A 21,870-nucleotide genomic window follows, 5' to 3' on the forward strand; every position below is an offset into this window, starting at 1 on the left:
CTCGGGGAGCCGGGAGCGGAGGGAGTTATCCACAGGCCTGCCGGAATTCACGCGGACGCGGAACACTGTGCGTACGGCGACGATCACCGCTGGACACTGCTGGAACTGCTGGAGGGGGATGGGCATGCCGGGCTCACTGGCTGTGCTGCGCGACGGCCACCGGGCGGAAGCGGAAGCACTGTTGACCAGAGCCGTCGAGGAGGAGGTGCGGCGCTCGGGCGGCCGGCTCGACGGGGACGCTCTGCTCAGCCGCGCGCGAGCGGCGCTGGAGGATCTGGCGGGCAGCGCCGCCGAGGAGTACGCCGCGTACGTCCATGCGCTGGACGAGGCCGCCGCCGGTCAGCCGTCGTTGTCCCGGCGGCTGTCGCGCAAGGAGCTGGGCACCCCCGCGGTGGCGACGGCCGTGGCGGCGGTGGCGGCGTTCGGCACGGACCTCGCATACGGCACGGGCGCGGGCGCGGCGCTGGGTGTGGGGGCCGCCGCCCTGGTGGCGGGCGCGGCGGCCACGGTCCTGAAGCTGACCGCGGGGCACTGGCCGGCGGCGCACCGGGAGGCCGGGAAGCGCGGCCGCCCCGGAGGCGCGCCGCAGCTGCGGCTGCAGTGGCTGACGGCGCTGGAGGTGCGCGGCATCCGCCCGTTCCTGGACCAGCAGCGGATGCTGACGGCTGCGAGCCGCGGCGGTACGACCTCCAAGCCCAGCGCCTCGAAGAGCGGCCGCGGACCGCAGTTGCGCGGCTCCGACCGCAGCGCGGCGGCCCGGCAGCGGTCCCTGCTGGAGCACTCCTTCTCCCAACTTCCGCAGCCTGACGGCCCGTTCGCCGGGCGCCGCGCGGAGCTGACACAGATCGCCCAGTGGGTGCACGCGGCCCGCGCGAGCACCGAGACCAAGCCGACGGTGGTGATACTCCACGGCGAGCCGGGCTCGGGGCGTACGGCGCTGGCGGTGCGGGCCACCCATCAGCTGCGCGACCAGTTCCGCGGCGCGTGTGTGGTGGATCTGCGCAGTGACACCCCCGGCGAGGTGCCACTGCCGACCCGGGACGCGCTGCTGCATCTGCTCAACCGGCTGGGCGCGCCGCGCGAGCAGCTCCTGTTCCGCGAGCGGCCGTCCCAGGAGCAGCACGTCAAACGGCTCACCGATCTCTACCACCAGCATCTGACGGGCCTTCCGGTGACGGTGCTGCTGGACGACGCCGCGGATGCGGAGCAGGTGCGCACCCTGGTGCCGGAGCGGTCCGACAGCCTGGTGCTGGTCACCTCCCGTACGCCGCTGGAGCTGCCCGAGGACCTCGACGCCTGGGTGCACCAACTGCCGGTGGGCCCGCTGGATTCCGCGGGCACCGAAGAGCTGCTGCGCGCCTCCGCCGCGGCCGGCAGCGAGGCCCCGGGCGAGACGGGCCCCTACGACGCACGGGCCCTCGACGAGATCTCCGAGCTGTGCGCGGGCCTGCCCCTGGCCCTGCGGGTGGCGGGCTCCGCGCTCGGCTCGCGCACCGCCACCGCGCTCGCCGCGGACCTGGCGGTCCACGGCCCGGTGTCACCGGTGGAACGTGCGCTGTGGCTGCGCTACGCCGACCAGTCGGAGACCGCCCGGCGGCTGCTGCGCCGCCTGGCGCTGGTGGGCCGGGCGAGCCTGGGGGCGGCGGCCTCGGCGGCGCTGCTGGGCGTCGAGCAGGCGGAGGCGGAGCGGGAACTGACGACGCTGACCCGGGCGGGCCTGATCGAGCATGTGCGGGGGCGGCGCTACCGTCTGCACGCCCTGGTGCACAGCTTCGCGCACGACCGGCTGATGGACGAGGAGGAGCCCGGCGAGCGCGGGGCGGCCCAGGAACGGCTGATCCGCGGCTATGCGGAGCTGGCCGACTCCGTCATCCGGCTGGTCGACGGCCGGACGTCCACCCGCGCCGACCGCTTCGGATCACACGGCTTCACCTCCCTGGACGCGGCCCTGCAGTGGCTGGACGACGAGACCAGCTTCATCACCGCCGCGCTGCGCCATGCCGACCAGGGCGTGGACCAGGCGGCGGTCTCCCATCTGCTGGGCGCGCTGGCCGACTACTGCCTGCTGCGCGGCGACCTCTACCGCCTCGGCGAGCTGAGCGAGCTGACCCGGGCCGTCGGGCAGGGGCTGCTGGTCCGCTCGGTGCAGTGGCGTACGGGTGTGGCGGCCCGGCAGCTGGGCGAGCTGGACAAGGCGCGGACCACCCTGTCGTCGGTGGTCGACCTGTACTTCGAGGCGCAGCATCCGGCGGGCGCCGCCCGTGCGCTGCGCGATCTGGGCATCACGCTCCAGCAGCAGGGCAACCTCGCGGAGGCCGCGACCAAGCTCCGCGAGGCACTGGAACTGCAGTCCGGCGCGGATATGCACGGTGACCGGGCCTGGACCCTGCACGCCCTGGCGGCGGTGGAGCGGGACCGCGCGCAGCTCGCCGACGCCCTCGCCATGCTGCGGGAGGCCCTGGAGCTGCACGAGGAGAGCGAGAGCATCCACGGCCAGGCCTGGGCCCACTTCCAGCTCGGCCAGGTGCATCTGCGCCGGGGCGACGTACCGGCGGCGGAGAGCGCGCTGCAGGCGGCCATGGGGCTCTACGGCCGTACACACGACGAGCGCGGCGAGGCCTGGGCGATGACGCAGCTGGCGCGCGCCCGGCTGGTGGGCGGCGAGCCGGGCCCCGCGGTGGATCAGCTCCGGCAGGCCCTGCCGCTCCACCACCAGCACGAGGACGCGCGCGGTGAGGCCTGGACGATGTACTACCTGGGCCAGGCGCTGGAGGAGCGCGGCGAGCACGATGCGGCGCTGCGGCAGCTGGAGCGGTCGCGGACGATGTTCAGCCGCATGCAGGACGGCTACGGCCTGGCCTGCGCCCGGCACCACTCGGGGCGGGTCACCCGCGATCTGCGGGCGAAGCAGACCGGTTCGCTGCTCAACAGCGGCTTCGCCCGGCAACTGCTGCACGACGCCCGTAGGGACTTCCAGCGGATAGGAGTACCGCACGGGGAGGCGTGGTCCTGCCTGGAGCTGTCGATCATCGACGCCGGAAACGGCCGGGCGGCGCAGGCGCTGGAGCTTGCCGACGAGGCGGCGCGCCTCTTCGCCGGCTACGGCGACCGCCGCGGCGAGGACTGGGCACGCTTCCTGCGCTGCACGCTGCTGCCGCTCGCCTCGCCGGGCGGTTGTGTGGTGGGCGCGGCCGTCGCCCAGGAGGAGCTGGCGCAGCTGATCCGCGAGAAGCATGCGGCCCGCGATTCCAAGCTGGAGGACTGCGCGGAGGCGTTCGCCCTCATGCTGGACCGCGGGGTGGAGCCGGAGACGGGCTGGCAGGCATGGCGGCTGGGCATGGTGCCCAACCGCCATGCACGCGAAATCATGGGAGTGGAGGTGGCACCGCCGACCGTCACGGAGTGAGGCCCGGGCACGGCGAAGCCCTCCGGTCCCGCCGGAGCCCTCCGGCAAGCGGGGCGCTCCGGCCCAGAGGGGCACTCACGCAGGCGGGGCTCCGGCAGGGCGGATCGGGCCGCGGTGGACCGAGCCATGACGGATCGGGCCGCGGCGACGACGCCCAAGCGGACGGGCTATGACGGACCGGACCGGACCGTAATGGCCCGGAGCACGGCGACCCGTTCCGTGGCGGCCTGGCCGCAGGCACCGAGCCGAGTCGGGCGGGCCGTAACGGCCCGGACCATGCCGGACCGGCCCGCGTCCGACCGGCCCGAGGCGGAACGGTTCGCAGCGGAATGGCCCGCGGCACATCGGCCCCGGCTCGTCGACCGCTCGGGCCGACGAGCCGCCGGGCCGGTCAGCCGGCCGTGTCCATCGGCCGGCCGTCGACCGCCACCCGGTCTTCAGGGACCGGCCGGTCCTGCTCGGCCGGTCCTCAGCTGGTCTTCGGCGTGGGCGCCGGCGCGGAGGCGGCGGTGGCGGTGCCCGCGTCGCCTTCCTCCGGCTGCTCCTCGAAGTCCACCTTCTTCATCTGCTTGTTCATGGACTTCATCAGCAGCCACACGGCGCCGCCGATGACCGCGAAGACGATGAAGCCGAGGACGCCGGGGGTCACTTTGTCCTTGTCGAAGCTGTCGGCAAGGGTGACGAAGTGCGTCAGGGCGAGGGTGCTGGTCGCGCTCATCATGGGCTCAATTGTTGCGGATGCCCGCGAAGAGGTCGTCCTCGGGGAGGGAAGTGTCCACGAGCGACTTCGCGAGCTCGTACTCCTCCGTCGGCCAGACCTCGCGCTGGATGTCCATCGGCACCCGGAACCAACCACCGTCGGGGTCGATCTGGGTGGCGTGCGCGATCAGCGCCTTGTCACGGATCTCGAAGAAGTCGGCGCACGGAACGTACGTGGTCAGCGTGCGTTCCCGCTGCTCGAACTGCTTCCAGCGCTCCAGCCACTCGCCGTACGGCGAATCCATGCCGCGCTCCAGCAGCGCCTCGTGCAGCGCGACCGTGCGCGGCCTGTTGAAGCCCTGGTTGTAGTAGAGCTTCTGGGGCTGCCAGGGCTCGCCGGCCTCGGGGTACTTCTCCGGGTCGCCGGCCGCCTCGAAGGCCACCATCGTGATCTTGTGGGTCATGATGTGGTCCGGGTGCGGATAGCCGCCGTTCTCGTCGTAGGTCGTGATGACCTGCGGCTTGAACTCCCGGATCAGCTTGACCAGCCGCCCGGCCGCCTCGTCGACCTCCTGCAACGCGAAGCAGCCGTCGGGCAGCGGCGGCAGCGGGTCGCCCTCGGGCAGCCCGGAGTCGACGAAGCCGAGCCACTCCTGCTTGACGCCCAGGATCTCCCGGGCCTCGTCCATCTCCTTCTTCCGTACTTCGTGGATGTGCTCCTCGATGTACGGATCCCCCTGGAGTTTGGGGTTGAGGATGGAACCTCGCTCACCGCCCGTGCAGGTGGCGACCAGCACGTCCACCCCCTCGGACACGTACTTGGCCATCGTGGCCGCACCCTTGCTCGACTCGTCGTCGGGGTGGGCGTGGACCGCCATCAATCGCAGCTGCTCAGTCAAGACTCGATCCTCAGTGAAAGGCCGGAGAAGATGCCTCCTATAGTGACCGAAGCGAGGGGGCGCTGTATTCCCTGGGGCGGGGACCCCCCGGGGGTTCGTGGCTCAGGTCCCGGTACCCAGGAGGATGGATCATGACCGCGGTGCGCGATGGGCTCCCCGACGGACGCTACGGCCGCTCCGCGGACCAGCGCGCGGACCGCAAGCTCAAGATCATCGGCGCGGTGCTCGGCGCCGCCCTGCTGGGCGTCATCGGCTGGTCCGGCATCTCGTACATCTCAGGACAGGATCTCAGCGCCCGCGTGATCGCCTGGGACGCGGTCTCCGATCACGCCGTCAAGGTCCACCTCGAGATCGTCAAGGGCACGGACGACAAGGGCGTGTGCACGCTCCGCTCACAGGCCGAGGACGGCTCCGAGGTCGGCCGCAAGGACGTCACCGTCGACCAGCGCTCGGGCCAGGTGGACACCGAGGTCACGGTGCGTACGACGAAGCGGGCCACCAATGCCGTACTCGTCGGCTGTACGGCCTCGGACCACGGCTGACCTGCACGGCGAGCGCCCACCGCGCCGGCGCACGGCCCCGCGCCACCCCCGTACGGCCCGCACGACGGCCACACCACGTCCGCACCACTCCGCCCCGCCGCCCCGCTCATCAGCGGGGCGTGTCGTGACCGCCTCTGATCAGGGATGATGCGTTCCTGTGGGGCCGCTGTGAATTTCCTCTTCCCCGTTTTGTGCCGGAATTGTTAGGCTCGTGGTTTCGCCCACCTGTGAAGGCGCAAACCTTCCTGGTAGGGCGTTTGATTTATCCCCAGTACCGACGAGGAGCACCTGTGACCCAGACCAGCGAAAACGTCACCTGGCTTACCCAGGAGGCGTATGACCAGCTCAAGGCCGAGCTGGAGCACCTGTCTGGTCCCGCACGCGCCGAGATCACCGAAAAGATCGCGGCGGCCCGCGAGGAAGGTGACCTGAAGGAGAACGCCGGGTACCACGCGGCCAAGGAGGAGCAGGGCAAGCAGGAACTGCGCGTCCGCCAGCTCACCCAGCTGCTGCAGACCGCAAAGGTCGGCGAAGCGCCTGCCGCCACCGGCGTGGTCGCTCCCGGCATGGTCGTCACCATCGCGTTCGACGGGGACCCGGACGACACGCTGTCGTTCCTGCTGGCTTCCCGGGAGTACGCGAGCTCGGACATCGAGACCTACTCCCCCCAGTCGCCGCTGGGCACCGGCGTGAACGGCAAGAAGGTCGGCGCCGAGGCGGAGTACGAGCTCCCCAACGGCAAGAAGGCGACCGTGAAGATCCTCGACGCGAAGCCGTACACCGGCTGACGCCCGAGGCACCCCCAGTACGGCGAAGCGGCCCGGAGCACGATGCTCCGGGCCGCTTCATCATGTGTGCGGCGCCCGAATGCGGCGCCCTGGGGACGGGCCTGGCTCCCTCGGGCCCCAGCGGCCGCAGCCCTCAGGCCGTCGCCGACCGGTACTTGCGGACCGCCAGCGTCCGGAAGACCGCGATGATCAGGACGGACCAGATCACCGAGGCCAGCACCGGGTGGTCCATCGGCCAGGCCCCGGTCACCGACGTGGGCGCCCCGTCGATCGTGTTGCCGAACAGCTGCCGGGCGGCGGCCACCGTCGCGCTGAACGGGTTCCACTCCGCGACATGCTGCAGGAAGGCCGGCATGCCGTCGACCGGGACGAACGCATTCGAGATGAAGGTCAGCGGGAAGAGCCAGATCAGCCCGCCCGAGGTGGCCGCCTCGGGCGTCCGCACCGTCAGCCCGATGAGCGCGCCGATCCAGGAGAAGGCGTAGCCCAGCAGGAGCAGCAGCGCGAATCCGGCCAGCACCTCGACGAGGTTCTCGTGGGCACGCCACCCGATCAGCAGCGCGACGACGGCCAGCACCACCAGCGTCAGCGCGGTCTGCACCAGATCGGCGAGGGTACGGCCGGTGAGCACCGCGCCGCGGGACATCGGCAGCGACCGGAACCGGTCGATGAGGCCCTTGTGCATATCGTCGGCGATGCCCGCGCCGGCGCCCGCCGTGGCGAAGGTGACGGTCTGCGCGAAGATCCCGGCCATCAGGAACTCGCGGTAGGCCTGGGCGTTGCCCACCGGGGCACCGGGGATGCTGATGGAACCGCCGAAGACGTACGTGAACAGCACCACGAACATGATCGGCTGGATGAGTCCGAAGATCACCACTTCGGGAATCCGGAGCATCCGGATCAGATTGCGCTTGGCCACGACCAGGGAGTCGCGTACGGAACGGCTGAAGCCGCCGCGTGCCTGCGGGGTGCGGAGCGGGGCGTTGCCGGCCGTTTCGGTCACCGTGGTCACTTCACGCCCTCCTTGTCGATCGTGACGCTCGCGTCCGCGCCGACCGCTTCGGCCACCGCCCCTGACGCGCCCGGACCGGCAGTCCTGCCGCCCTTGCCGCCCTTCTTCTGCCGCCCGACGGCGCCCTTGCCGCCCGCGCCGTTCTCCTCGGCCGCCTCCGCGGTGTGCCCGGTCAGCGAGATGAACACATCGTCGAGGGTCGGGCGGCGCAGCCCGATGTCGTCGATCTCCACTCCGCGCAGATCCAGTTCGCGGATGACCTCGGCGAGCAGCTTGGCGCCGCCCGAGACGGGGACCGTGAGCTTGCGGGTGTGCGGTTCGACCGTGCCCTCGCCCTTGCCGAAGCCGCGCAGGACCTCGTCGGCGACGGTGAGGTGCTCGGCGGCGTGCACCACGACCTCGACGCGCTCACCGCCGGTGCGCGCCTTGAGCTGGTCGGAGGTGCCGCGGGCGATGACCTTGCCGTGGTCGACGACGCAGATGTCGTGCGCGAGGCGGTCGGCCTCCTCCAGGTACTGCGTGGTGAGCAGCAGGGTCGTGCCGCCCGCGACCAGCTCCTGGATGACGTCCCAGAGCGCTTGGCGGTTACGGGGGTCCAGACCGGTGGTCGGCTCGTCCATGAACATCACGGGCGGGCTGACGACCAGCGCCGCGGCCAGGTCGAGCCGGCGGCGCATACCGCCGGAGTAGGTCTTGGCGGGGCGGTCGGCGGCGTCGCCGAGATGGAAGCGTTCCAGCAGTTCAGCGGCCCGCCGCTTGGCGTCGCGCCCGCTCATCTGGTAGAGCTGGCCGACCATCGTCAGGTTCTCGCGGCCGGTCAAGTACTCGTCCACGGCGGCGAATTGGCCGGACAGGCCTATCGAGCGCCGCACTTCGTCGGGTTGCGCGAGGACGTCGATCCCGGCGACCACGGCCTTGCCCCGGTCGGGCTGGAGCAGGGTCGTCAGCACGCGTACTGCGGTCGTCTTGCCGGCACCGTTGGGGCCGAGCATTCCGAGGACGGTTCCTTCGGGAACGTCGAGGTCGACGCCGTCCAGTGCCCTCACGTCGCCGAACGTCTTCACCAGACCTTCGGCGTAAATGGCGCCTGGCATATGGGTACTCCCATGGCTTGGGTCAGTTCCAGGTCGAATATACGGTTGGCGGCCTATGCCTGCTCTGCGGGCATTTGTCCGCGACGGAACGCCATGACACCTCGGCACCCCGTAGCCGTGATGCTACGCGCAAACGCGATACATCGCGATATAAATTTCGATTCTCCGCGCACGCACGGAGAGAGAACGAGCGTTCGCCGACGCTGTGTGGGGGCGCCACGGTATACCCGCGACGCCCCTCCGCCCCATCCCTTTACGGCAATCCCTTTTGCGGTAGCCCGTACGGCATCCGCCCGCTCTGCCGCATCGCGGTCCCGGGCGCTCCATGGGGTGCCTCTACGTGATACTCCGTGTGCCGCCGCTGCGTACGGCCCCCGCGGTCCACCCGCCCCCCTGCCGCACCGCCGCGCTCACTCCGCGACGACGTACCCCGCGCCGTGCAGCGCCGCGCGCACCTCGTCGCAGTGCGCCGGGCCCTGCGTCTCCAGATGCAGCTCCACCTCGACCTCGGTCAGCCCGAGCCGGGGATCCGTCCGCACATGGCCGATGTCGAGCACATTCGCATCGGCCTCCGACAGCACCCCGAGCAGCATCGCCAGCGCCCCCGGCCGGTCCGTCAGCCGCAGCCGCAGCGAGAGGTAACGCCCACCCGCGGCCATGCCGTGCCGCAGGATGCGCTGCAGCAGCAGCGGGTCGACATTGCCGCCGGACAGCACGGCCACCACCGGCCCCTGGAAGGACTGCGGATCGGCGAGCAGCGCCGCCACCGGACTCGCCCCGGCCGGTTCCACCACCAGCTTCGCCCGCTCCAGGCACAGCAGCAGCGCGCTGGAGAGCTGGCCCTCGGTGACCGTGCGGACCTCGTCCACCAGCTTCTCGACCATCCCGAAGGTCACTTCGCCGGGCCGCCCCACCTTGATGCCGTCGGCCATCGTCGACATCCCCTCGATCGCCACCGGGCGCCCGGCCGCCAGCGACGGCGGATAGCAGGCCGCCCCCGCCGCCTGCACCCCGACGACCTTCACATCCGGCCGCAGCGCCTTGACCGCGAGCGCGACCCCCGCGGCGAGCCCGCCGCCGCCGACCCCGACGACGATGGTCCGCACCTCGGGGCACTGTTCGAGGATCTCCAGGCCGACGGTGCCCTGCCCGGCGATGATGTCGGGGTGGTCGAAGGGGTGGATGAAGACCGCGCCGGTCTCCCGCGCGTAGTCCTGGGCGGCGGCCAGCGTCTCGTCGACCACCTGGCCGTGCAGCCGTACCTCGGCGCCGTATTCGCGGGTGGCCGCGACCTTCGGCAGCGGGGCGCCGACCGGCATGAACACCGTCGAGCGCACCCCCAGCAGGGACGCCGCGAGCGCCACGCCCTGGGCGTGGTTGCCGGCACTGGCGGCCACCACACCGGCCGCCCGCTCCTGCGCCGAGAGCCCGGCGATCCGTACGTAGGCGCCACGGATCTTGAAGGAGCCGGTGCGCTGGAGGTTCTCGCACTTGAGGTGTACGGGCGCGCCGACCAGCCCGGACAGATAGCGGCTGCCCTCCATCGCGGTGGCCCGGGAGACACCGGAGAGCATCTTGTGCGCCGCGCGTACGTCATCGACCGTAATCGCGGCGACCGGGTCCTCGGCGGAGTGCACGGATGCGGAGGTCCCGGGCGTCGTACGCGGCGTGTGGTCGGCCATATCGCCAGTCTTGCAGTTCGGCCACCATGGAGCGTTTTCTGCCCACATGGCGATCAGGCGCGCCGCGGGGCGGTGCGGCACGGACCCGTGCGGTCGCCGGGGGTTACAGGGCGTTATCGGTATGGACCGGCCAGGTACGCCCCGCGCCGGGTCCGCGTACGCTGTCCTCTCATCCATACGCACTTCCATCGAAGCGAGCTCCCGGCCATGCCCACCTCTTCGGACATGACGACCCACACCGACTCCGCTCTCCTCGACGCGCTGCAGCACCAAGTGGCCGTCTTCGCCCGCCGCGCAGAACAGAGCCGGCTCGGCGGCGTCGGGCAGGCGCGCAATTCCATGGACCGCGCCGCCTACCTGCTGCTCAACCGCCTGGACCAGGAAGGCCCGATGGGCGTCAAGGCCCTGGCCGCCGGTATGGGCATCGACTCCTCGACGGTCACCCGGCAGGTGGCCCCGCTGGTCGACTCCGGGCTGGTCAGCCGCGCCACCCATCCGGAGGACGGCCGGGCCGTGGTACTCCAGCTGTCCGAGCGGGGCAGCGCGCGCCTGGAAGAGGTCCGCACGTCCCGCCGTGCGCTGATGGCGCTGGTCACCGAGCAGTGGAGCGAAGAGGAGCGCACGGCGTTCACCACGCTCCTGACCCGCTTCAACGCCTCCCTCTCCGACATCACCGCGTCCTTGACGCCGGTGGGTCCGACGTCTTGACGCCGGTGGGTCCTACGTTCTGACGCCGATGGGCCCGACGGTCTGACGCCGGTGGGAGTTCGCCTCGCCCCGACCGCCGCGCCGAGGCCACCCCGCCGCGCCCGCCACCCCGCGGACTCTCCAGCCGCCGACTGCCGCACCCGTCACGCCTCTTGACCGGGTGGCCGCACTGCCGTGCCATAGGAGCCCAGGGGGTCGGGTGTCCGTCGTCCGGGAGGCGTGGTGCGAGAGCGGCAACCGGCGCAGGAGCGCCGCCGTGCCCGGGAGTTCGCGCTGTTCGTGGCGGGCGCGGCGGGCCGGCTGCTGCATACCGCCACGCTGCTGACCGGGGAGCCCGCCTCCGGACCCGCCCCGGCCGCCGAAGAGTTGCTGACCTGCGCACTCGCGCGGACCTACGCCGCCTGGGACCGGCTCCGCGGCGACGATCCGTACGAGCGCACCCGCCGGGAGCTGGCCGCCCGCTTCGCGCACACCGCCTGGCGGCACCGCCGCCCGCGCGGCGGCCTCCTGGACCGGCTGTCCCCCCAGGAGCGACTGGTCCTCGTCCTCCGGCTGTACGAGGGTGTGCCCGAGGAACAGACCGCGGCCCAACTCGGTCTGCCCGCCGAGCGGGTGCACGCCCTGTGCCTGCATGCGATCGCGGAGATGCGCAGTCACCGCCCCCGGCCGGAGCCCGCCCCGGCCCGCCGCCCCGCGCCGGCGCAGGCACCCGCGCAAGCGCAGGAACCCGGGCGCGCACAGTCGATCTCGCCACCGCCACTGCCCCCGGACCCGGCCCGAAAGCCCCCGCCACCATCGGAATCCGGCCGCCCGCCCCAAGGCCCCCCGACGCCACCGGCATCCAACCCGACTCAAGGCTCCCCGGCGCCACCGGCATCCGGCGCGCCCCAGACCCCCGCACCGAAATCGGCGGCCCCATGAGCCTCCCCGACCGCAAGGAGTCCGAGGTACGGCAGATGCTGGCCGGGCCGCATCCGCTCGTACCGCCCGATCTCGCCGACCGGGCCACCGCCCGCGGCCGCCGCCTCCTGGCGCACCGCAGGCTGCTGCGGCGCCTCGGCCGGCTGTGCGCGCTGCTCGTGCTGGTGGCGCTGACCTGGGCGGTCATGGCTCACGGCGGGCTGCACCCGCCGGCCCGCACCACCCCTCCCGCGGAGGGGTGGTGAACGACAGGGCCGGCGACGGGTGCGTCAGCCCAACGCCTGTGTGAGGTCGGCCAGCAGGTCGTCGACCGACTCGATGCCGACCGAGAGGCGCACGAGGTCGTTGGGGACCTCCAGCAGCGAACCGGCCGTCGAGGCGTGCGTCATCAGCCCCGGGTGCTCGATCAGCGACTCGACGCCGCCGAGCGACTCGCCGAGGGTGAACAGCTGGGCCCGGTTGCAGACCTCCACCGCCGCCTGCTCGCCGCCCGCGACCTGGAACGACACCATGCCGCCGAAGGACCGCATCTGCTTGGCGGCGATCTCGTGGCCCTGGTGCTCGGTCAGCCCCGGGTAGTAGACACGGGTCACCTTTTTGTGGGAGGCCAGCAGGTCCGCGATGCGGGCCGCGTTGGCGCTGTGCCGGTCCATGCGGACGGCGAGCGTCTTGATGCCGCGCATCACCAGCCAGGCGTCGAAGGGCCCGGCGACCGCGCCCATCGCGTTCTGGTGGTAGGCCAGTTCCTCGCCGAGGGCGTCGTCGTTGACGACGAGGGCGCCGCCGACCACGTCCGAATGCCCGCCCATGTACTTGGTCGTGGAGTAGACCACCACGTCCGCACCCAGCGCGAGCGGCTGCTGGAGGTAGGGGCTGGCGAAGGTGTTGTCGACGACGAGCTTGATCCCGGCGTCATGGGCGACCGCGGCCAGCGCCGAGATGTCGCTGATGCCGAGCAGCGGGTTGCTGGGCGTCTCCACCCAGATCGCCTTCGTACGGGGCCGCAGCGCGTCGCGCACGGCCTTCGGGTCGGAGGTGTCGGCCACCGACCACTCGACGCCCCACCGCTCGACGACCTTCGAGATCAGACGGAAGGTACCGCCGTAGGCGTCGTTGGGGATGACGACGTGGTCGCCGGGGACCAGCAGAGTGCGCAGCAGGCAGTCCTCGGCGGCGAGGCCGGAGGCGAAGGCGAGACCGCGACGGCCGCCGTCGAGGGCCGCGAGGTTCTCCTCCAGGGCGGTACGGGTCGGGTTCGCGCTGCGGCTGTACTCGTAGCCGCCGCGGAGCCCACCGACCCCGTCCTGCTTGTACGTGGATACCTGGTAGATGGGCGGTACCACCGCGCCGGTCGCCTCGTCGGGCTCCTGACCTGCGTGGATGGCAACGGTTTCAAAATGCTGATGGCGTGGTTCGCGCTGATCGCTCATGTCGCCGAGGGTAACCGGCCACGCGACCGAACTTTTCGGAACTTTCTGGTTGGCTGGATAGTGGATACACATGAGGGACCGCACACCGGTTCCCGTAGTCCGCCCGCCACCCGTGCCGTGCCCGGCCCTGCCCGGCCGCCGCCCCCTCCGCCCGCCTCTCCGCCCCGCTCCGTTCCCAGGCAGCCTTTACAAGAACTTCAGGTACAGGACACCTCTCATGGACGCTCTGCTGGTTCTCCTCGCCGCGCTCGCGCTCGGCGGCCTCGTCTTCCTGCCCTGGATGCGGCGCCGCCGGGCCGTGCAGCACACCCGGCAGGGCCTGGTGGTGGCCTCCGACCCGATGGCCGGCTACGGCTTCGTACCGCTGGAGGAGCTCGACGCACGGCTGCCGGGGCCCGACCAGGAACTGGCCGATGCGCTGGCCGAGATGCGCCGGACGCACGACTGGCGCCCGGCCGCCGCGCTGCTGAAGTCCACCGGCGACGACTGGGAGCGCCGCTGGCAGCGGGTGCAGACGCTGGCCGGCGCCGCCGCGTTCGAGCTGGCCGCGGAGGAGGCGACGGAGCTGCAGCGGCGCGGTACGGCGCCGGGGTACGGCGACGGCGGCCGGACCGGCGGGATCTGGCTGCGCACCTGGCGCTCGGAGGCCCCCAAGGACCCCGGCGGCGCCCAGACGCACGCCCAGTTCCTGGTCGTCCAGGCGCTGCGCGACCCCGGCTCGCAGGACTTCCGCATGATCCTCGAAGAGGCCCGTACGGTCTGCCGGGAAGCGGCGCTGCTGGCCCCCGGCAGCCCGATCCCGTACATCACCGAGCTGGCGATCGCCCGCGGCCTGCACGACCGCCCCGCCGACTACGAAGAGCTGTGGACCAAGGTCGCCCAGCGCGCCCCGCAGCACATGGGCGCCCACCTCGCGGCCCTCCCCTACTGGTCCCAGAAGTGGCACGGCTCCCGCAAGGAGGCCGAGGCCTTCGCCGAGCGCGCCGCGGCCGCCGCCCCCGCCAAGACCCTCCTGCCGGCCCTTCCCCTCTTCGCGGTGTACGAGCACCTCCCCGAGGCCAACATGGTCCGCAGCCTCTTCCAGAGCGCGGTCGTCGAGCGCGCGATCGAGGGCGCCCACTTCGCCCTCCGCGAGGCCCCCGCCGACCACCCCATGGCCCCGCACGTCCGCCACCTGCTCGTCTGGTTCCTGGTCCGCGCCGAGCGCTACGCCGAGGCCATGGAACAGCTCCGCCTCGTCGACGGCCACGTGGGCGCCGTCCCCTGGTCCTACGGCCGCAGCCCCGCCGCCGAATACGCCGCCTACCGCGCCCTGGCCATCGCGGGCTGGGAACAGCTGGGCGGCACCTCAGGAGCCTTCCCCCCACCGGAGCGCTGACGGCGGCCCGCGCCCCGGCGGGATCACGCGCCGGAACAGCTCGGCGCACGTCAGGAGCCCGCCCACCACCGCAGGGCTGACGGCCGGAATGCCTCCCCGCCCTCCAGCGTTGCTCTCTAAGCACCCTGAGGTCCCTTCTCCCTCCCCAGGAGCCTGATCCACATGCTGTTCTCCCGCTTCAAGAACCACCTCCCCACCCCGGAGGAAGCCCTCGCGGGCCGCGCCGAGCCGCCTTTCGCCGTCCCCGACCGGCACACCGTCCTGGGCAACCCCCTGCTCGGCCCGTACCCGGACGGCCTGGAGATCGCCGACTTCGGCCTGGGCTGCTTCTGGGGCGCCGAGCGGAAGTTCTGGCAGACCGAGGGCGTCTGGACCACCCTCGTCGGCTACCAGGGCGGCCACACCGAGAACCCCACCTACGAAGAGGTCTGCAGCGGCCACACCGGCCACACCGAGGCCGTCCGCGTCGTCTACGACCCCGCCGTCGTCCCGTACACCGCTCTCCTCAAGCTCTTCTGGGAGTCCCACGACCCCACCCAGGGCTTCCGCCAGGGCAACGACGTCGGCACCCAGTACCGCTCCGCCGTCTACACCCACTCCCCCACCCAGCAAGAAGCCGCCGAAGCCTCCCGCGACGCCTACCGCACCGTCCTCCACAACTCCGGCTACACCGACATCACCACCGAAATCCTCCCGGCCGACACCCGCCCCTTCTACCCGGCCGAGGGCTACCACCAGCAGTACTTGGACAAGAACCCGGCGGGGTACTGCGGGATCGGGGGGACGGGGGTCAAGCTAAGTGACCCATCCGCCGGCTGGGGCTCGTGTCCGACGGGGATCGCGCCCGTCGAAGACTGACCTTGGGAATCTCGGCCGGACAGGGCGTACGAACTAACACCCCGCTTGGCATGTATGACATAGCCAGCAAGTCCCGCAACCAGCACGCATCCGCCTACTTGCGCCGTTTTCCAGCCAAGGAGGGCAGCACCGTACAGACGGCGGGAGCAAACCCACCAAAATGCAGGCCATGGCAACCTCGGGGGCAGCAGGAAAAGGGCTAGGTGGTCTGGGCAAGTGGTGGGGGGTCCTAAGTGGCCTTCTACTGATCGCCGCGTGGATCAACCATGCGGCAGGACCAGTCGTGGTAATCGTGCTTTCAGCAGTCACTACCGCGTGGTGCTTCTTCCGAGCCCCTGTTACGTGTGGTGCTCCGGTCCGAGGGCACGATGACGGCTGCCGGAACAACGCTTCGGGGCTTCTCATGGGGTGTGCGCAGGTCCGCCAGCACCGCTGGGAGAAGCTGAAGGTGTTGGTCCTCCGACGCCAGCTACGCGCCTTCTGCTCAGGCCTGTTCTCGGACGGCAAGGCCATCATCGTCACGCTCGCAGGCGTAGGGAGCTTTGTCTCCGGCCTCGTCGCCCTTGTCCCAGGCGTCGTCATCCACTGACCGGCCGAGCCAATCACGGGGCAACACACCCCGTTAGGGACGGGGGCAAGCTAAGTGCCCCTTCGGGGACGAACTGGGGTCGGTCCCTCCCGACGGGGCATTGCCCCCGCCCCCGAAACGTCGGAGAAGTAGCCGGACCGGCCTGAGTCCGGCTCAACCGGCCGTGGCGTCGACCGCCATTCGCGCGATGCCACGGCCGAGTGTCTCGCCGAAGGGCCGAACGATCGATGCGAGGTAGCGGCACACGGGATCCACGGTCCCCGTCTACCAGACGTCCTCCCCGGATTTGGGCTTGCCTGCGGTTCACCAGGGCCGCTTTCCCAATGCGCTGCAGCAGGACCGCAAGGCACGGATCAATCCGTCGTTCCTCAAGAGCGGTCGCTCGACATGCCCCGGCCCCGTCTGTCGTCACCGCCCGTGGGTACGGTCGCCTTGATTCTGTTGCCGGCCGCTGCCTGCCTCGGCGGTCTGCGCTACCGGGTTGGCGGTGTTGAGGGAGTGGATGCGGGCATGCCGTCTGATGCTGAGCGGAGCACAGGAGAGGGGTTCACGTCGGGTGCCGCTACACAGGTGTTGGCCGCGGCGTGTCGACGGGCGGGGCTCGACGGCGACGGAGCGCGCCTGATCCGCTTGGGAGAGAACGCGCTGTTCCGGCTGGCTGTCCACCCTGTGGTGGTGCGGATCGCCCGGTCGGCCGAATACCTGGACTCGGCCCGGGGAGAGGCTCAGGTGTCGCGCTGGCTGTCGCACGAGGGCTTCCCCGTTACGCGCGTGGTTGAGGACCTGGAGCAGCCCCTGGTCGTCGACGGCCATCCGGTGACGTTCTGGCACCTGATCGAGGAGGGGGACCGCAAGGCAACGTACGGAGAGCTGGGCGCGGTCCTCCGGGACCTGCACTCACTCAGCCTGCCGGACACGCTGAACCTGCCGCCGTACCCCGTCCTGGACAGGACCGACCGACGGATCAATGCGGCACTCGACATACCGGAGGACGACCGCGCCTTCCTGCGGAAGCGCGCGCGTGAGCTTCGGGACCGTGTGTCGGATCTTCGTTTCGAGTCCGAGAAGGGCCCCGTACACGGGGACGCTCACGTGCAGAACCTGATGGTGGACCGGAACGGCCAGGTGATCCTGATCGATCTGGAGCGGTTCAGCTTCGACCACCCCGAGTGGGATCTGATGGTCACCGCCACCGAGCATCACAGCCTGGGATGGCAGACCAAGGAACAGTACGGCGCCTTCGTCGGGGCCTACGGGCGGGATCTCCGTACGTGGTCGGGCTTCTCCACGCTCCGGGCAGTGCAGGAATTCAACATGACAACGTGGCTCATGCAGAACGTGTCAGAGAGCGCGGAGACGGCTGCGGAGTACGCCCGTCGTATCTCCTCGCTCCGGAACGAGGACGCGCCACGCGACTGGAACCCGGGGTGACCTCAGCTACTCGTCGCCCAGCCGATTCATGGCGTCCCGTACCTGCCCGCTGAACTGCTGAACGGCAGGGTGCGTCCCATACGCGGACACCTCACGTTGGAAGTCGCCCACGTACCGCTGGAACCGAGCGGACTCCAGAGCGTCCCCGGCCTCGATGGCGAGACCGGCGGTTGCCACAGCGGCTTCGAGATCTCTGTTCAGTAGCTGGCTCTGTGCCAGCACCATGCGGCAGAACCCGAGCGTACGGGCGTATTTCGGGTCGGTGAGCTCCACAGCGCGTTCGGCGAAGCGGACGGCTTCGGCGCCCTGTCCGAGATCACGGAAACAGTGGCAGAACTCCCCGATCAGCTCGGCTTCATCCATGTACGAGAGCCATTCGGGATCGTCTGCGCCGTCGGCACGCTCGAAGAACCTCTCAGCCTCGCTCATCGCGCGGGCAGCACCCTTGTGGTCCTGCGCCGTCGACAGGGCGCGTGCCTCATGGGCGGAGAACAGCGCCATCGCACGGGGCGTGGAGGCGGCCTTGCCGCCTTCCACCGACGCGCGGGCCAGCGTCAGAGCCCGGGGCACCTGGCCCAGGTAATTGGCCTGGTGGCTCATATTGGCCAGGATCCGTGCGCCCATCATGCGGTCGCCCACCACCTGAGTCAGCCGTAGCGTCGACATCATGTAGCGGTCGGAAAGGGCATGGTTTCCGCTGTCGTAAGCGGTCCAGGCAAGAAGCTGTGACATCTCCGATGCGGCCTGGAACAGTTCCTCGCCCACCTTGGCGCTGTAGCCGGCTCCCAGCAGGGGCAGCACATCTTCCCGGAAGTAGTGCCGGAACGCCTTGTGCGCGTGCCCGCCGCCGAACTGGAAGTCCAACTGCATGAAGAACCCGGCGGCGGTCCGGATCGCGGCGACATCACGCATGCCGACCCGGCGAGTGGCGGGGGCATCGGTAGGCACACCGTCCGGGCGGGAGATAAGCCACGAGAGGGCGGCGGAGTGCACGTCGGCGTCCGGGAGCTGGGGCTCGTCCGACGGGCCGTCCTCCGGACGCTGGTGCGTAAGGCCGTCAAGGACGTTCAGCGTCTCGGCCAGCGAACCGGCGTAGCCCATGCCGAATACGGGAGCGGGGGCCCACGCGGCACCGGGGAATCCCAGATCTTGCGGCGTTACCCTCCGCCGTAACTTGTCGCTCAGCGCCTCGGCGACGAACACGGCTGTCTGCCGCTGGATGCCGCTGCCGTCCAACCATCGCTGAACGGCAACGTGCGTCGTCCCGAGGTGTTCACCGTGCCGCTGCGCGACCTCGCGGACTCGTCTGGCCAGTCCCTTGTTGGAGGCTCCAGCCTCCGCCATGACGGTGGCCAACTGGTGGTTGGGTTCTCTGCTCACGTTCTGCTGGCACCCCCCACGTCACGTCAAGTGTTCATCGTGTCACACCAGATTTGGCCGCAGGGGGTTCATCGCGAACCCCCTGGAGCGAAATCTTGAACCCCTCGTGTGCACATGAACCCCCGTATGAACGCTGCCTCTTGGCCAAAGACGGTCGTTGACTGTCGAGACAAGACACCCCGGCGGTGCGTGACGGCACCCCGGGGCATGGCCAACCTGATGGAAGCAGGTCGACATGCGGAACCATATCGCCAGGCTTTTCGAGTTGCTGCTGAAAGTCTTACTGCCCGCTCCGGGGCACCACCGCGCGGTGGGAACGAGCCAAGTGGTCGGCTGCGTGGACACGCCGACGATCAGTTTCAGCGTGCCGCGGGTCCCCGACCCGTACCTCTGGGGCCCGATCCGCGGTGAGGACGTCCGGCTCGTCCGCCCCTACCTCGTTGCCCACGAGCAGCAGACACAGCGCCGGGCCGAGTCTGGCCGCTGCCCCGGATCACTGTGCGACTCGCAGTGGATGGCGGTGACGTTGTGAGTGCCAACCTGCGTCTCCTCCCGTGGCCCGGTCCGGCCGGACAGCGCTCGTACCTGTCGACCGACGACGGCGACAGCCCTCTCGCACAGCTCGCCGACGAAATGGAAGAGGTCCAGCTCCAGATGGGCGCCGAACTGCTCGACCACGCGGCGAAGCTGCTCGAAGACCAGAAGGCCAACGCCGTGGAACTCCGATTCCTGAGTGCTCGGTTGTGCGAAGCACTTCGGGACGCGCTGAGGGTGGCTGAGAGCAGAGGCGAACGGCTGCCCGAACCCGATGACGAGGATGCCGAGCGGGGCAAGCCGTCGACAGGTGACAGCGGGACGATCGGATGAGCCGGACCGCACGGGAGACACCGGGATGGGAGATCGCACCGGTAGCGAGCAAGTCAGTGAACCGTGGACCGGACGGAGAGATGGCGCTGACGCTCCAGATCACCCGCCATGGGGACCTCGTCGCAACCGCTCCGCTGCGGCTGACCGTAGCTGACGCGGAGCGGGTCCATGCTGCGCTCTGCCATGCGCTCGACCAAGAGCCCGTGCCCGACGATGCGCCGGAGTGCCGCAAGTCGATCCAGTACCCGGGCGGCCGACAACGCTTCTGACCCCTGCCGGCTTGCGACCGGCCAGAGGCGCCACGCATAACAACCGCAGACATGACGCCGGACCACCCCTCAAACCCTGGCAGGCGCGGGGTGGTCCGGCAGGGGATCGGTCCCAAACGATCACGAACCCCGGTGCCGATGGTACCGGGGCCCTCGTCGTGTCTTCCTACGGCGTGGCCCGGCACGGACAGTGTTCAGCCAGCTTGCGGGGAAAGGGACTTGAGGAATGGACGGCATCGGGGACGACGGATTCGACGGTGAGGACCTGGACCCTGACGCGGTCCTGTGGGTACGTGGGGTGGACTACCTGGCCGGCTGGCGAGACGCGACGCGGGCGGCGGAAGAGCTGGGCGACGCGCTGGTTGCAGCAGGGGTGGACACCGCGGGAATCAAGCTGCGCGCTGCTGCGGCCTCGGATGGCTCGGGGGTCGTGCGACTGGAGCTATCGATGGAAGCGGCGCATGAGGTCACTGTGTCGGCCCGCGCGGCGTTGGCCAGGTGGCGAGATGCAAGTTGAGCGGCATGACGACCCCGACCCGCGATTGCGGTGATGGGACAGCCTTCGGGGGCTGGTGTAGACGTCATCGCAGGCTATGCCCAGTGCCTCAAGTCCGCGTGATTGCACGGCATAAGAGTAATAAGCTATGCTCGCATGGTCACAACTCCCATATTGGAGGCCCTTGTTGATCGCTGCATTTCCCTTGTGGAGAGTCCTAGACCCAGAGGGGGTCTAACTCTCCACTGATGCCGGGTCATCACCTAGGTCAGGTGTGTCCGGAGTCAGTAGGGATCGGCGATATCAACGGAGGGTGCCACGTGGCAACCAGTTCGACCCAGGTCGTGTGCAATCACAGGGCTCTTGAGGTCATGACTCTCTTCTTTGGCTCCACGGTTGTGGGACTTCTCGCGGGCATCATCCTGGTGGCGCTCGGCATGGCCCCGCTGGCTGCCACTGGTGCTGGAGCCGCAACGCTCGGCGGGGCGTTCGGCCTCGGAATGACCGCGGTCTCTTACATCAAGAAGCAGGACGTCTAGGTCGAAGTGGGGGCGACTCTGCTGGAGTCGCCCCCACTCAAAGGGCTGCTTTGCAGTACCCAGTTTGCTGCATCGGGCGTGGGCTAGTGCGCGCCGTCGCCATGGCCAGGGAAGCATGATGAAGCAGCTTCAGAAGCTCGTTGTGAGCTACGGCGATTGTGAACAGAAGCCCGTGCGCTTCCGTCCTGGGACGTGGCACTCACGACTGGAGCCGCGTGGCGCGGCGCACGTACTCGATATCGGCTTTGGATGTGCGAACGAGCCGAGCGGTGACCAGGTCATCAGCCGGGACGACTTGGTCGATCTCCGTGGCCACGTTGGCGAGGATCCCGTCAGCCTGCGTGACCTGTTCGTGGCCGTCATGATCTGGGGCTCGGGCACTACGAACGGACGCGGGCCGAGGTACACCGAAGCGGCCCTGTCCGACGACCGCATGCCCGCTGTTCTCCGGACCACGCGCGAAGCGGTCCGAGACGGCGACCTGAGCGGGGCCTACCGACAGTTCGTCCTCAACGGGGTAGGGCGAGATCCTTCTTCACGAAGTGGTTCGCGGCTGTGGACGACCGCGATGCCGCGTGTCACCGGGCCTTGATCCTCGACGCTCGGGTCTTTCGTTCGTTGAACGCCCTCGGGTGGTCAGGTTGGAAGGCGGCCGGCACTCGCCATTGGCCGACCCGCTACGCCACCTACGTTAGCTCCATGCACGGTTGGGCCTCGTCTCTGGGAGTCACAGGGCACTGGCTTGAGTGGCTTCTCTTTCATCTGAACGGCCGCGTGGACGAGCCCTGAGCTTGGGGAGCTTTAGTTTTCTACGGTTGGTTGCTGAGTCGACCTGCGCTAGAGCGGCAACGGGACCTGTGTGGCCGGTGGTCTGGTCCCTCC

General features: G+C 70.2%; 22 protein-coding genes and 1 pseudogene. 16 read left to right on the forward strand and 7 right to left on the reverse strand.

Translation table 11 applies throughout. The features are described 5' to 3' along the window. Window positions 1-124 precede the first annotated feature (124 nt). Window positions 125-3,406, forward strand: coding sequence for a tetratricopeptide repeat protein (locus tag Scani_RS05785; RefSeq protein WP_159470658.1), 3,282 nt, complete (start codon window positions 125-127; stop codon window positions 3,404-3,406). A 469-nt stretch (window positions 3,407-3,875) separates the two neighbouring features. Here the strand turns inward: Scani_RS05785 and Scani_RS05790 are convergent, their stop codons facing one another. Continuing rightward, window positions 3,876-4,127, reverse strand: a complete 252-nt coding sequence (locus tag Scani_RS05790) for an RAMP4 family protein (protein WP_159470660.1) — start codon at window positions 4,125-4,127, stop codon at window positions 3,876-3,878. A gap of 4 nt (window positions 4,128-4,131) precedes the next feature. Next, window positions 4,132-5,004: a mycothiol conjugate amidase Mca gene (mca, locus tag Scani_RS05795; RefSeq protein WP_159470662.1), complete on the reverse strand. Its 873-nt coding sequence runs from the start codon at window positions 5,002-5,004 to the stop codon at window positions 4,132-4,134. Window positions 5,005-5,135: 131 nt separating this feature from the next. Here mca and Scani_RS05800 point away from each other — a divergent pair, with 131 nt between their 5' ends. Together Scani_RS05800 and greA are read left to right on the forward strand one after the other, a co-directional pair. Then, on the forward strand, window positions 5,136-5,546 hold the full coding sequence (locus Scani_RS05800; RefSeq protein ID WP_159470665.1) for a DUF4307 domain-containing protein: 411 nt from the start codon (window positions 5,136-5,138) through the stop codon (window positions 5,544-5,546). 290 nt (window positions 5,547-5,836) lie between these two features. Next, window positions 5,837-6,334: a transcription elongation factor GreA gene (gene greA, locus Scani_RS05805; RefSeq protein ID WP_159470667.1), complete on the forward strand. Its 498-nt coding sequence runs from the start codon at window positions 5,837-5,839 to the stop codon at window positions 6,332-6,334. 133 nt (window positions 6,335-6,467) lie between these two features. Here the strand turns inward: greA and Scani_RS05810 are convergent, their stop codons facing one another. The 3 genes from Scani_RS05810 to ilvA form a co-directional block, all read right to left on the reverse strand. Continuing rightward, window positions 6,468-7,346: an ABC transporter permease gene (locus Scani_RS05810; RefSeq protein WP_371872311.1), complete on the reverse strand. Its 879-nt coding sequence runs from the start codon at window positions 7,344-7,346 to the stop codon at window positions 6,468-6,470. Next, complete coding sequence (locus Scani_RS05815) at window positions 7,343-8,440, reverse strand: ATP-binding cassette domain-containing protein (RefSeq protein WP_159470669.1); 1,098 nt, start codon at window positions 8,438-8,440, stop codon at window positions 7,343-7,345. Before Scani_RS05815 ends, Scani_RS05810 begins: the two co-directional genes overlap by 4 nt. A 410-nt stretch (window positions 8,441-8,850) precedes the next feature. Then, window positions 8,851-10,122: a threonine ammonia-lyase gene (ilvA, locus tag Scani_RS05820; RefSeq protein ID WP_159470671.1), complete on the reverse strand. Its 1,272-nt coding sequence runs from the start codon at window positions 10,120-10,122 to the stop codon at window positions 8,851-8,853. A gap of 207 nt (window positions 10,123-10,329) precedes the next feature. Here ilvA and Scani_RS05825 point away from each other — a divergent pair, with 207 nt between their 5' ends. From Scani_RS05825 to Scani_RS05835, 3 genes and pseudogenes are all read left to right on the forward strand, one after another. Beyond that, on the forward strand, window positions 10,330-10,830 hold the full coding sequence (locus Scani_RS05825; RefSeq protein WP_159470673.1) for a MarR family winged helix-turn-helix transcriptional regulator: 501 nt from the start codon (window positions 10,330-10,332) through the stop codon (window positions 10,828-10,830). Window positions 10,831-11,052: 222 nt separating this feature from the next. Further along, window positions 11,053-11,517: pseudogene (locus Scani_RS40385) on the forward strand (sigma factor-like helix-turn-helix DNA-binding protein); the annotation flags it as partial. Between the two features lie 230 nt (window positions 11,518-11,747). Then, on the forward strand, window positions 11,748-11,996 hold the full coding sequence (locus tag Scani_RS05835; protein ID WP_159470675.1) for a hypothetical protein: 249 nt from the start codon (window positions 11,748-11,750) through the stop codon (window positions 11,994-11,996). Window positions 11,997-12,020: 24 nt separating this feature from the next. On the opposite strand, the gene Scani_RS05840 is transcribed toward Scani_RS05835, so the two are convergent. Next, window positions 12,021-13,181, reverse strand: coding sequence for a cystathionine gamma-synthase (locus Scani_RS05840; RefSeq protein ID WP_159470677.1), 1,161 nt, complete (start codon window positions 13,179-13,181; stop codon window positions 12,021-12,023). A gap of 217 nt (window positions 13,182-13,398) precedes the next feature. Here Scani_RS05840 and Scani_RS05845 point away from each other — a divergent pair, with 217 nt between their 5' ends. From Scani_RS05845 to Scani_RS05855, 3 genes are all read left to right on the forward strand, one after another. Next, a complete protein-coding gene (locus Scani_RS05845) occupies window positions 13,399-14,559 on the forward strand; it encodes a hypothetical protein (protein ID WP_159470679.1) in 1,161 nt (386 codons plus the stop codon). A 162-nt stretch (window positions 14,560-14,721) separates the two neighbouring features. Next, window positions 14,722-15,417 carry a peptide-methionine (S)-S-oxide reductase MsrA gene (gene msrA, locus Scani_RS05850; protein ID WP_159470681.1) on the forward strand — a complete coding sequence of 232 codons (696 nt, stop codon included), beginning with the start codon at window positions 14,722-14,724 and terminating at the stop codon, window positions 15,415-15,417. Window positions 15,418-16,516: 1,099 nt separating this feature from the next. Further along, window positions 16,517-17,437: a phosphotransferase enzyme family protein gene (locus Scani_RS05855; protein ID WP_159471748.1), complete on the forward strand. Its 921-nt coding sequence runs from the start codon at window positions 16,517-16,519 to the stop codon at window positions 17,435-17,437. Between the two features lie 6 nt (window positions 17,438-17,443). Here the strand turns inward: Scani_RS05855 and Scani_RS05860 are convergent, their stop codons facing one another. Next, window positions 17,444-18,817 carry an NsdA family TPR-like regulatory protein gene (locus Scani_RS05860; protein WP_159470683.1) on the reverse strand — a complete coding sequence of 458 codons (1,374 nt, stop codon included), beginning with the start codon at window positions 18,815-18,817 and terminating at the stop codon, window positions 17,444-17,446. Between the two features lie 235 nt (window positions 18,818-19,052). On the opposite strand from Scani_RS05860, the gene Scani_RS05865 reads away from it, so the two are divergent. The 7 genes from Scani_RS05865 (at window position 19,053) to Scani_RS42070 (ending at window position 21,777) form a co-directional block, all read left to right on the forward strand. Continuing rightward, window positions 19,053-19,349, forward strand: a complete 297-nt coding sequence (locus Scani_RS05865) for a hypothetical protein (protein WP_159470685.1) — start codon at window positions 19,053-19,055, stop codon at window positions 19,347-19,349. Next, window positions 19,346-19,684, forward strand: a complete 339-nt coding sequence (locus Scani_RS05870) for a hypothetical protein (protein WP_159470687.1) — start codon at window positions 19,346-19,348, stop codon at window positions 19,682-19,684. Before Scani_RS05865 ends, Scani_RS05870 begins: the two co-directional genes overlap by 4 nt. Before the next feature lie 80 nt (window positions 19,685-19,764). Next, window positions 19,765-19,953 (forward strand): hypothetical protein, encoded by a 189-nt coding sequence (locus tag Scani_RS05875; protein WP_246295498.1) that lies wholly within the window; start codon window positions 19,765-19,767, stop codon window positions 19,951-19,953. 226 nt (window positions 19,954-20,179) lie between these two features. Next, window positions 20,180-20,470 (forward strand): hypothetical protein, encoded by a 291-nt coding sequence (locus Scani_RS05880; RefSeq protein ID WP_159470689.1) that lies wholly within the window; start codon window positions 20,180-20,182, stop codon window positions 20,468-20,470. Between the two features lie 350 nt (window positions 20,471-20,820). Beyond that, window positions 20,821-20,988 (forward strand): hypothetical protein, encoded by a 168-nt coding sequence (locus Scani_RS05885; RefSeq protein ID WP_159470691.1) that lies wholly within the window; start codon window positions 20,821-20,823, stop codon window positions 20,986-20,988. 115 nt (window positions 20,989-21,103) lie between these two features. Continuing rightward, entirely contained in the window at window positions 21,104-21,580 is a 477-nt protein-coding gene (locus Scani_RS05890; protein WP_246295500.1) for an 8-oxoguanine DNA glycosylase OGG fold protein, read from the forward strand. Further along, complete coding sequence (locus tag Scani_RS42070; protein WP_328689605.1) at window positions 21,544-21,777, forward strand: 8-oxoguanine DNA glycosylase OGG fold protein; 234 nt, start codon at window positions 21,544-21,546, stop codon at window positions 21,775-21,777. Before Scani_RS05890 ends, Scani_RS42070 begins: the two co-directional genes overlap by 37 nt. Window positions 21,778-21,870: the final 93 nt, after the last annotated feature.

Origin of the sequence: Streptomyces caniferus (assembly GCF_009811555.1) — a bacterium.
Taxonomy (GTDB): Bacteria; Actinomycetota; Actinomycetes; order Streptomycetales; family Streptomycetaceae; genus Streptomyces; species Streptomyces caniferus.

Excerpts from the sequence above, each read along its gene's own strand:
- Scani_RS05785 (WP_159470658.1), top strand. The coding sequence starts at position 125 with ATGCCGGGCTCACTGGCTGTGCTGCGCGACGGCCACCGGGCGGAAGCG.
- Scani_RS05790 (WP_159470660.1), bottom strand. The coding sequence starts at position 4,127 with ATGATGAGCGCGACCAGCACCCTCGCCCTGACGCACTTCGTCACCCTT.
- Scani_RS05800 (WP_159470665.1), top strand. The coding sequence starts at position 5,136 with ATGACCGCGGTGCGCGATGGGCTCCCCGACGGACGCTACGGCCGCTCC.
- Scani_RS05815 (WP_159470669.1), bottom strand. The coding sequence starts at position 8,440 with ATGCCAGGCGCCATTTACGCCGAAGGTCTGGTGAAGACGTTCGGCGAC.
- ilvA (WP_159470671.1), bottom strand. The coding sequence starts at position 10,122 with ATGGCCGACCACACGCCGCGTACGACGCCCGGGACCTCCGCATCCGTG.
- Scani_RS05825 (WP_159470673.1), top strand. The coding sequence starts at position 10,330 with ATGCCCACCTCTTCGGACATGACGACCCACACCGACTCCGCTCTCCTC.
- Scani_RS05835 (WP_159470675.1), top strand. The coding sequence starts at position 11,748 with ATGAGCCTCCCCGACCGCAAGGAGTCCGAGGTACGGCAGATGCTGGCC.
- Scani_RS05840 (WP_159470677.1), bottom strand. The coding sequence starts at position 13,181 with ATGAGCGATCAGCGCGAACCACGCCATCAGCATTTTGAAACCGTTGCC.
- Scani_RS05845 (WP_159470679.1), top strand. The coding sequence starts at position 13,399 with ATGGACGCTCTGCTGGTTCTCCTCGCCGCGCTCGCGCTCGGCGGCCTC.
- msrA (WP_159470681.1), top strand. The coding sequence starts at position 14,722 with ATGCTGTTCTCCCGCTTCAAGAACCACCTCCCCACCCCGGAGGAAGCC.
- Scani_RS05855 (WP_159471748.1), top strand. The coding sequence starts at position 16,517 with ATGCCGTCTGATGCTGAGCGGAGCACAGGAGAGGGGTTCACGTCGGGT.
- Scani_RS05865 (WP_159470685.1), top strand. The coding sequence starts at position 19,053 with ATGCGGAACCATATCGCCAGGCTTTTCGAGTTGCTGCTGAAAGTCTTA.
- Scani_RS05875 (WP_246295498.1), top strand. The coding sequence starts at position 19,765 with ATGGCGCTGACGCTCCAGATCACCCGCCATGGGGACCTCGTCGCAACC.
- Scani_RS05880 (WP_159470689.1), top strand. The coding sequence starts at position 20,180 with ATGGACGGCATCGGGGACGACGGATTCGACGGTGAGGACCTGGACCCT.
- Scani_RS05885 (WP_159470691.1), top strand. The coding sequence starts at position 20,821 with ATGACTCTCTTCTTTGGCTCCACGGTTGTGGGACTTCTCGCGGGCATC.
- Scani_RS05890 (WP_246295500.1), top strand. The coding sequence starts at position 21,104 with ATGATGAAGCAGCTTCAGAAGCTCGTTGTGAGCTACGGCGATTGTGAA.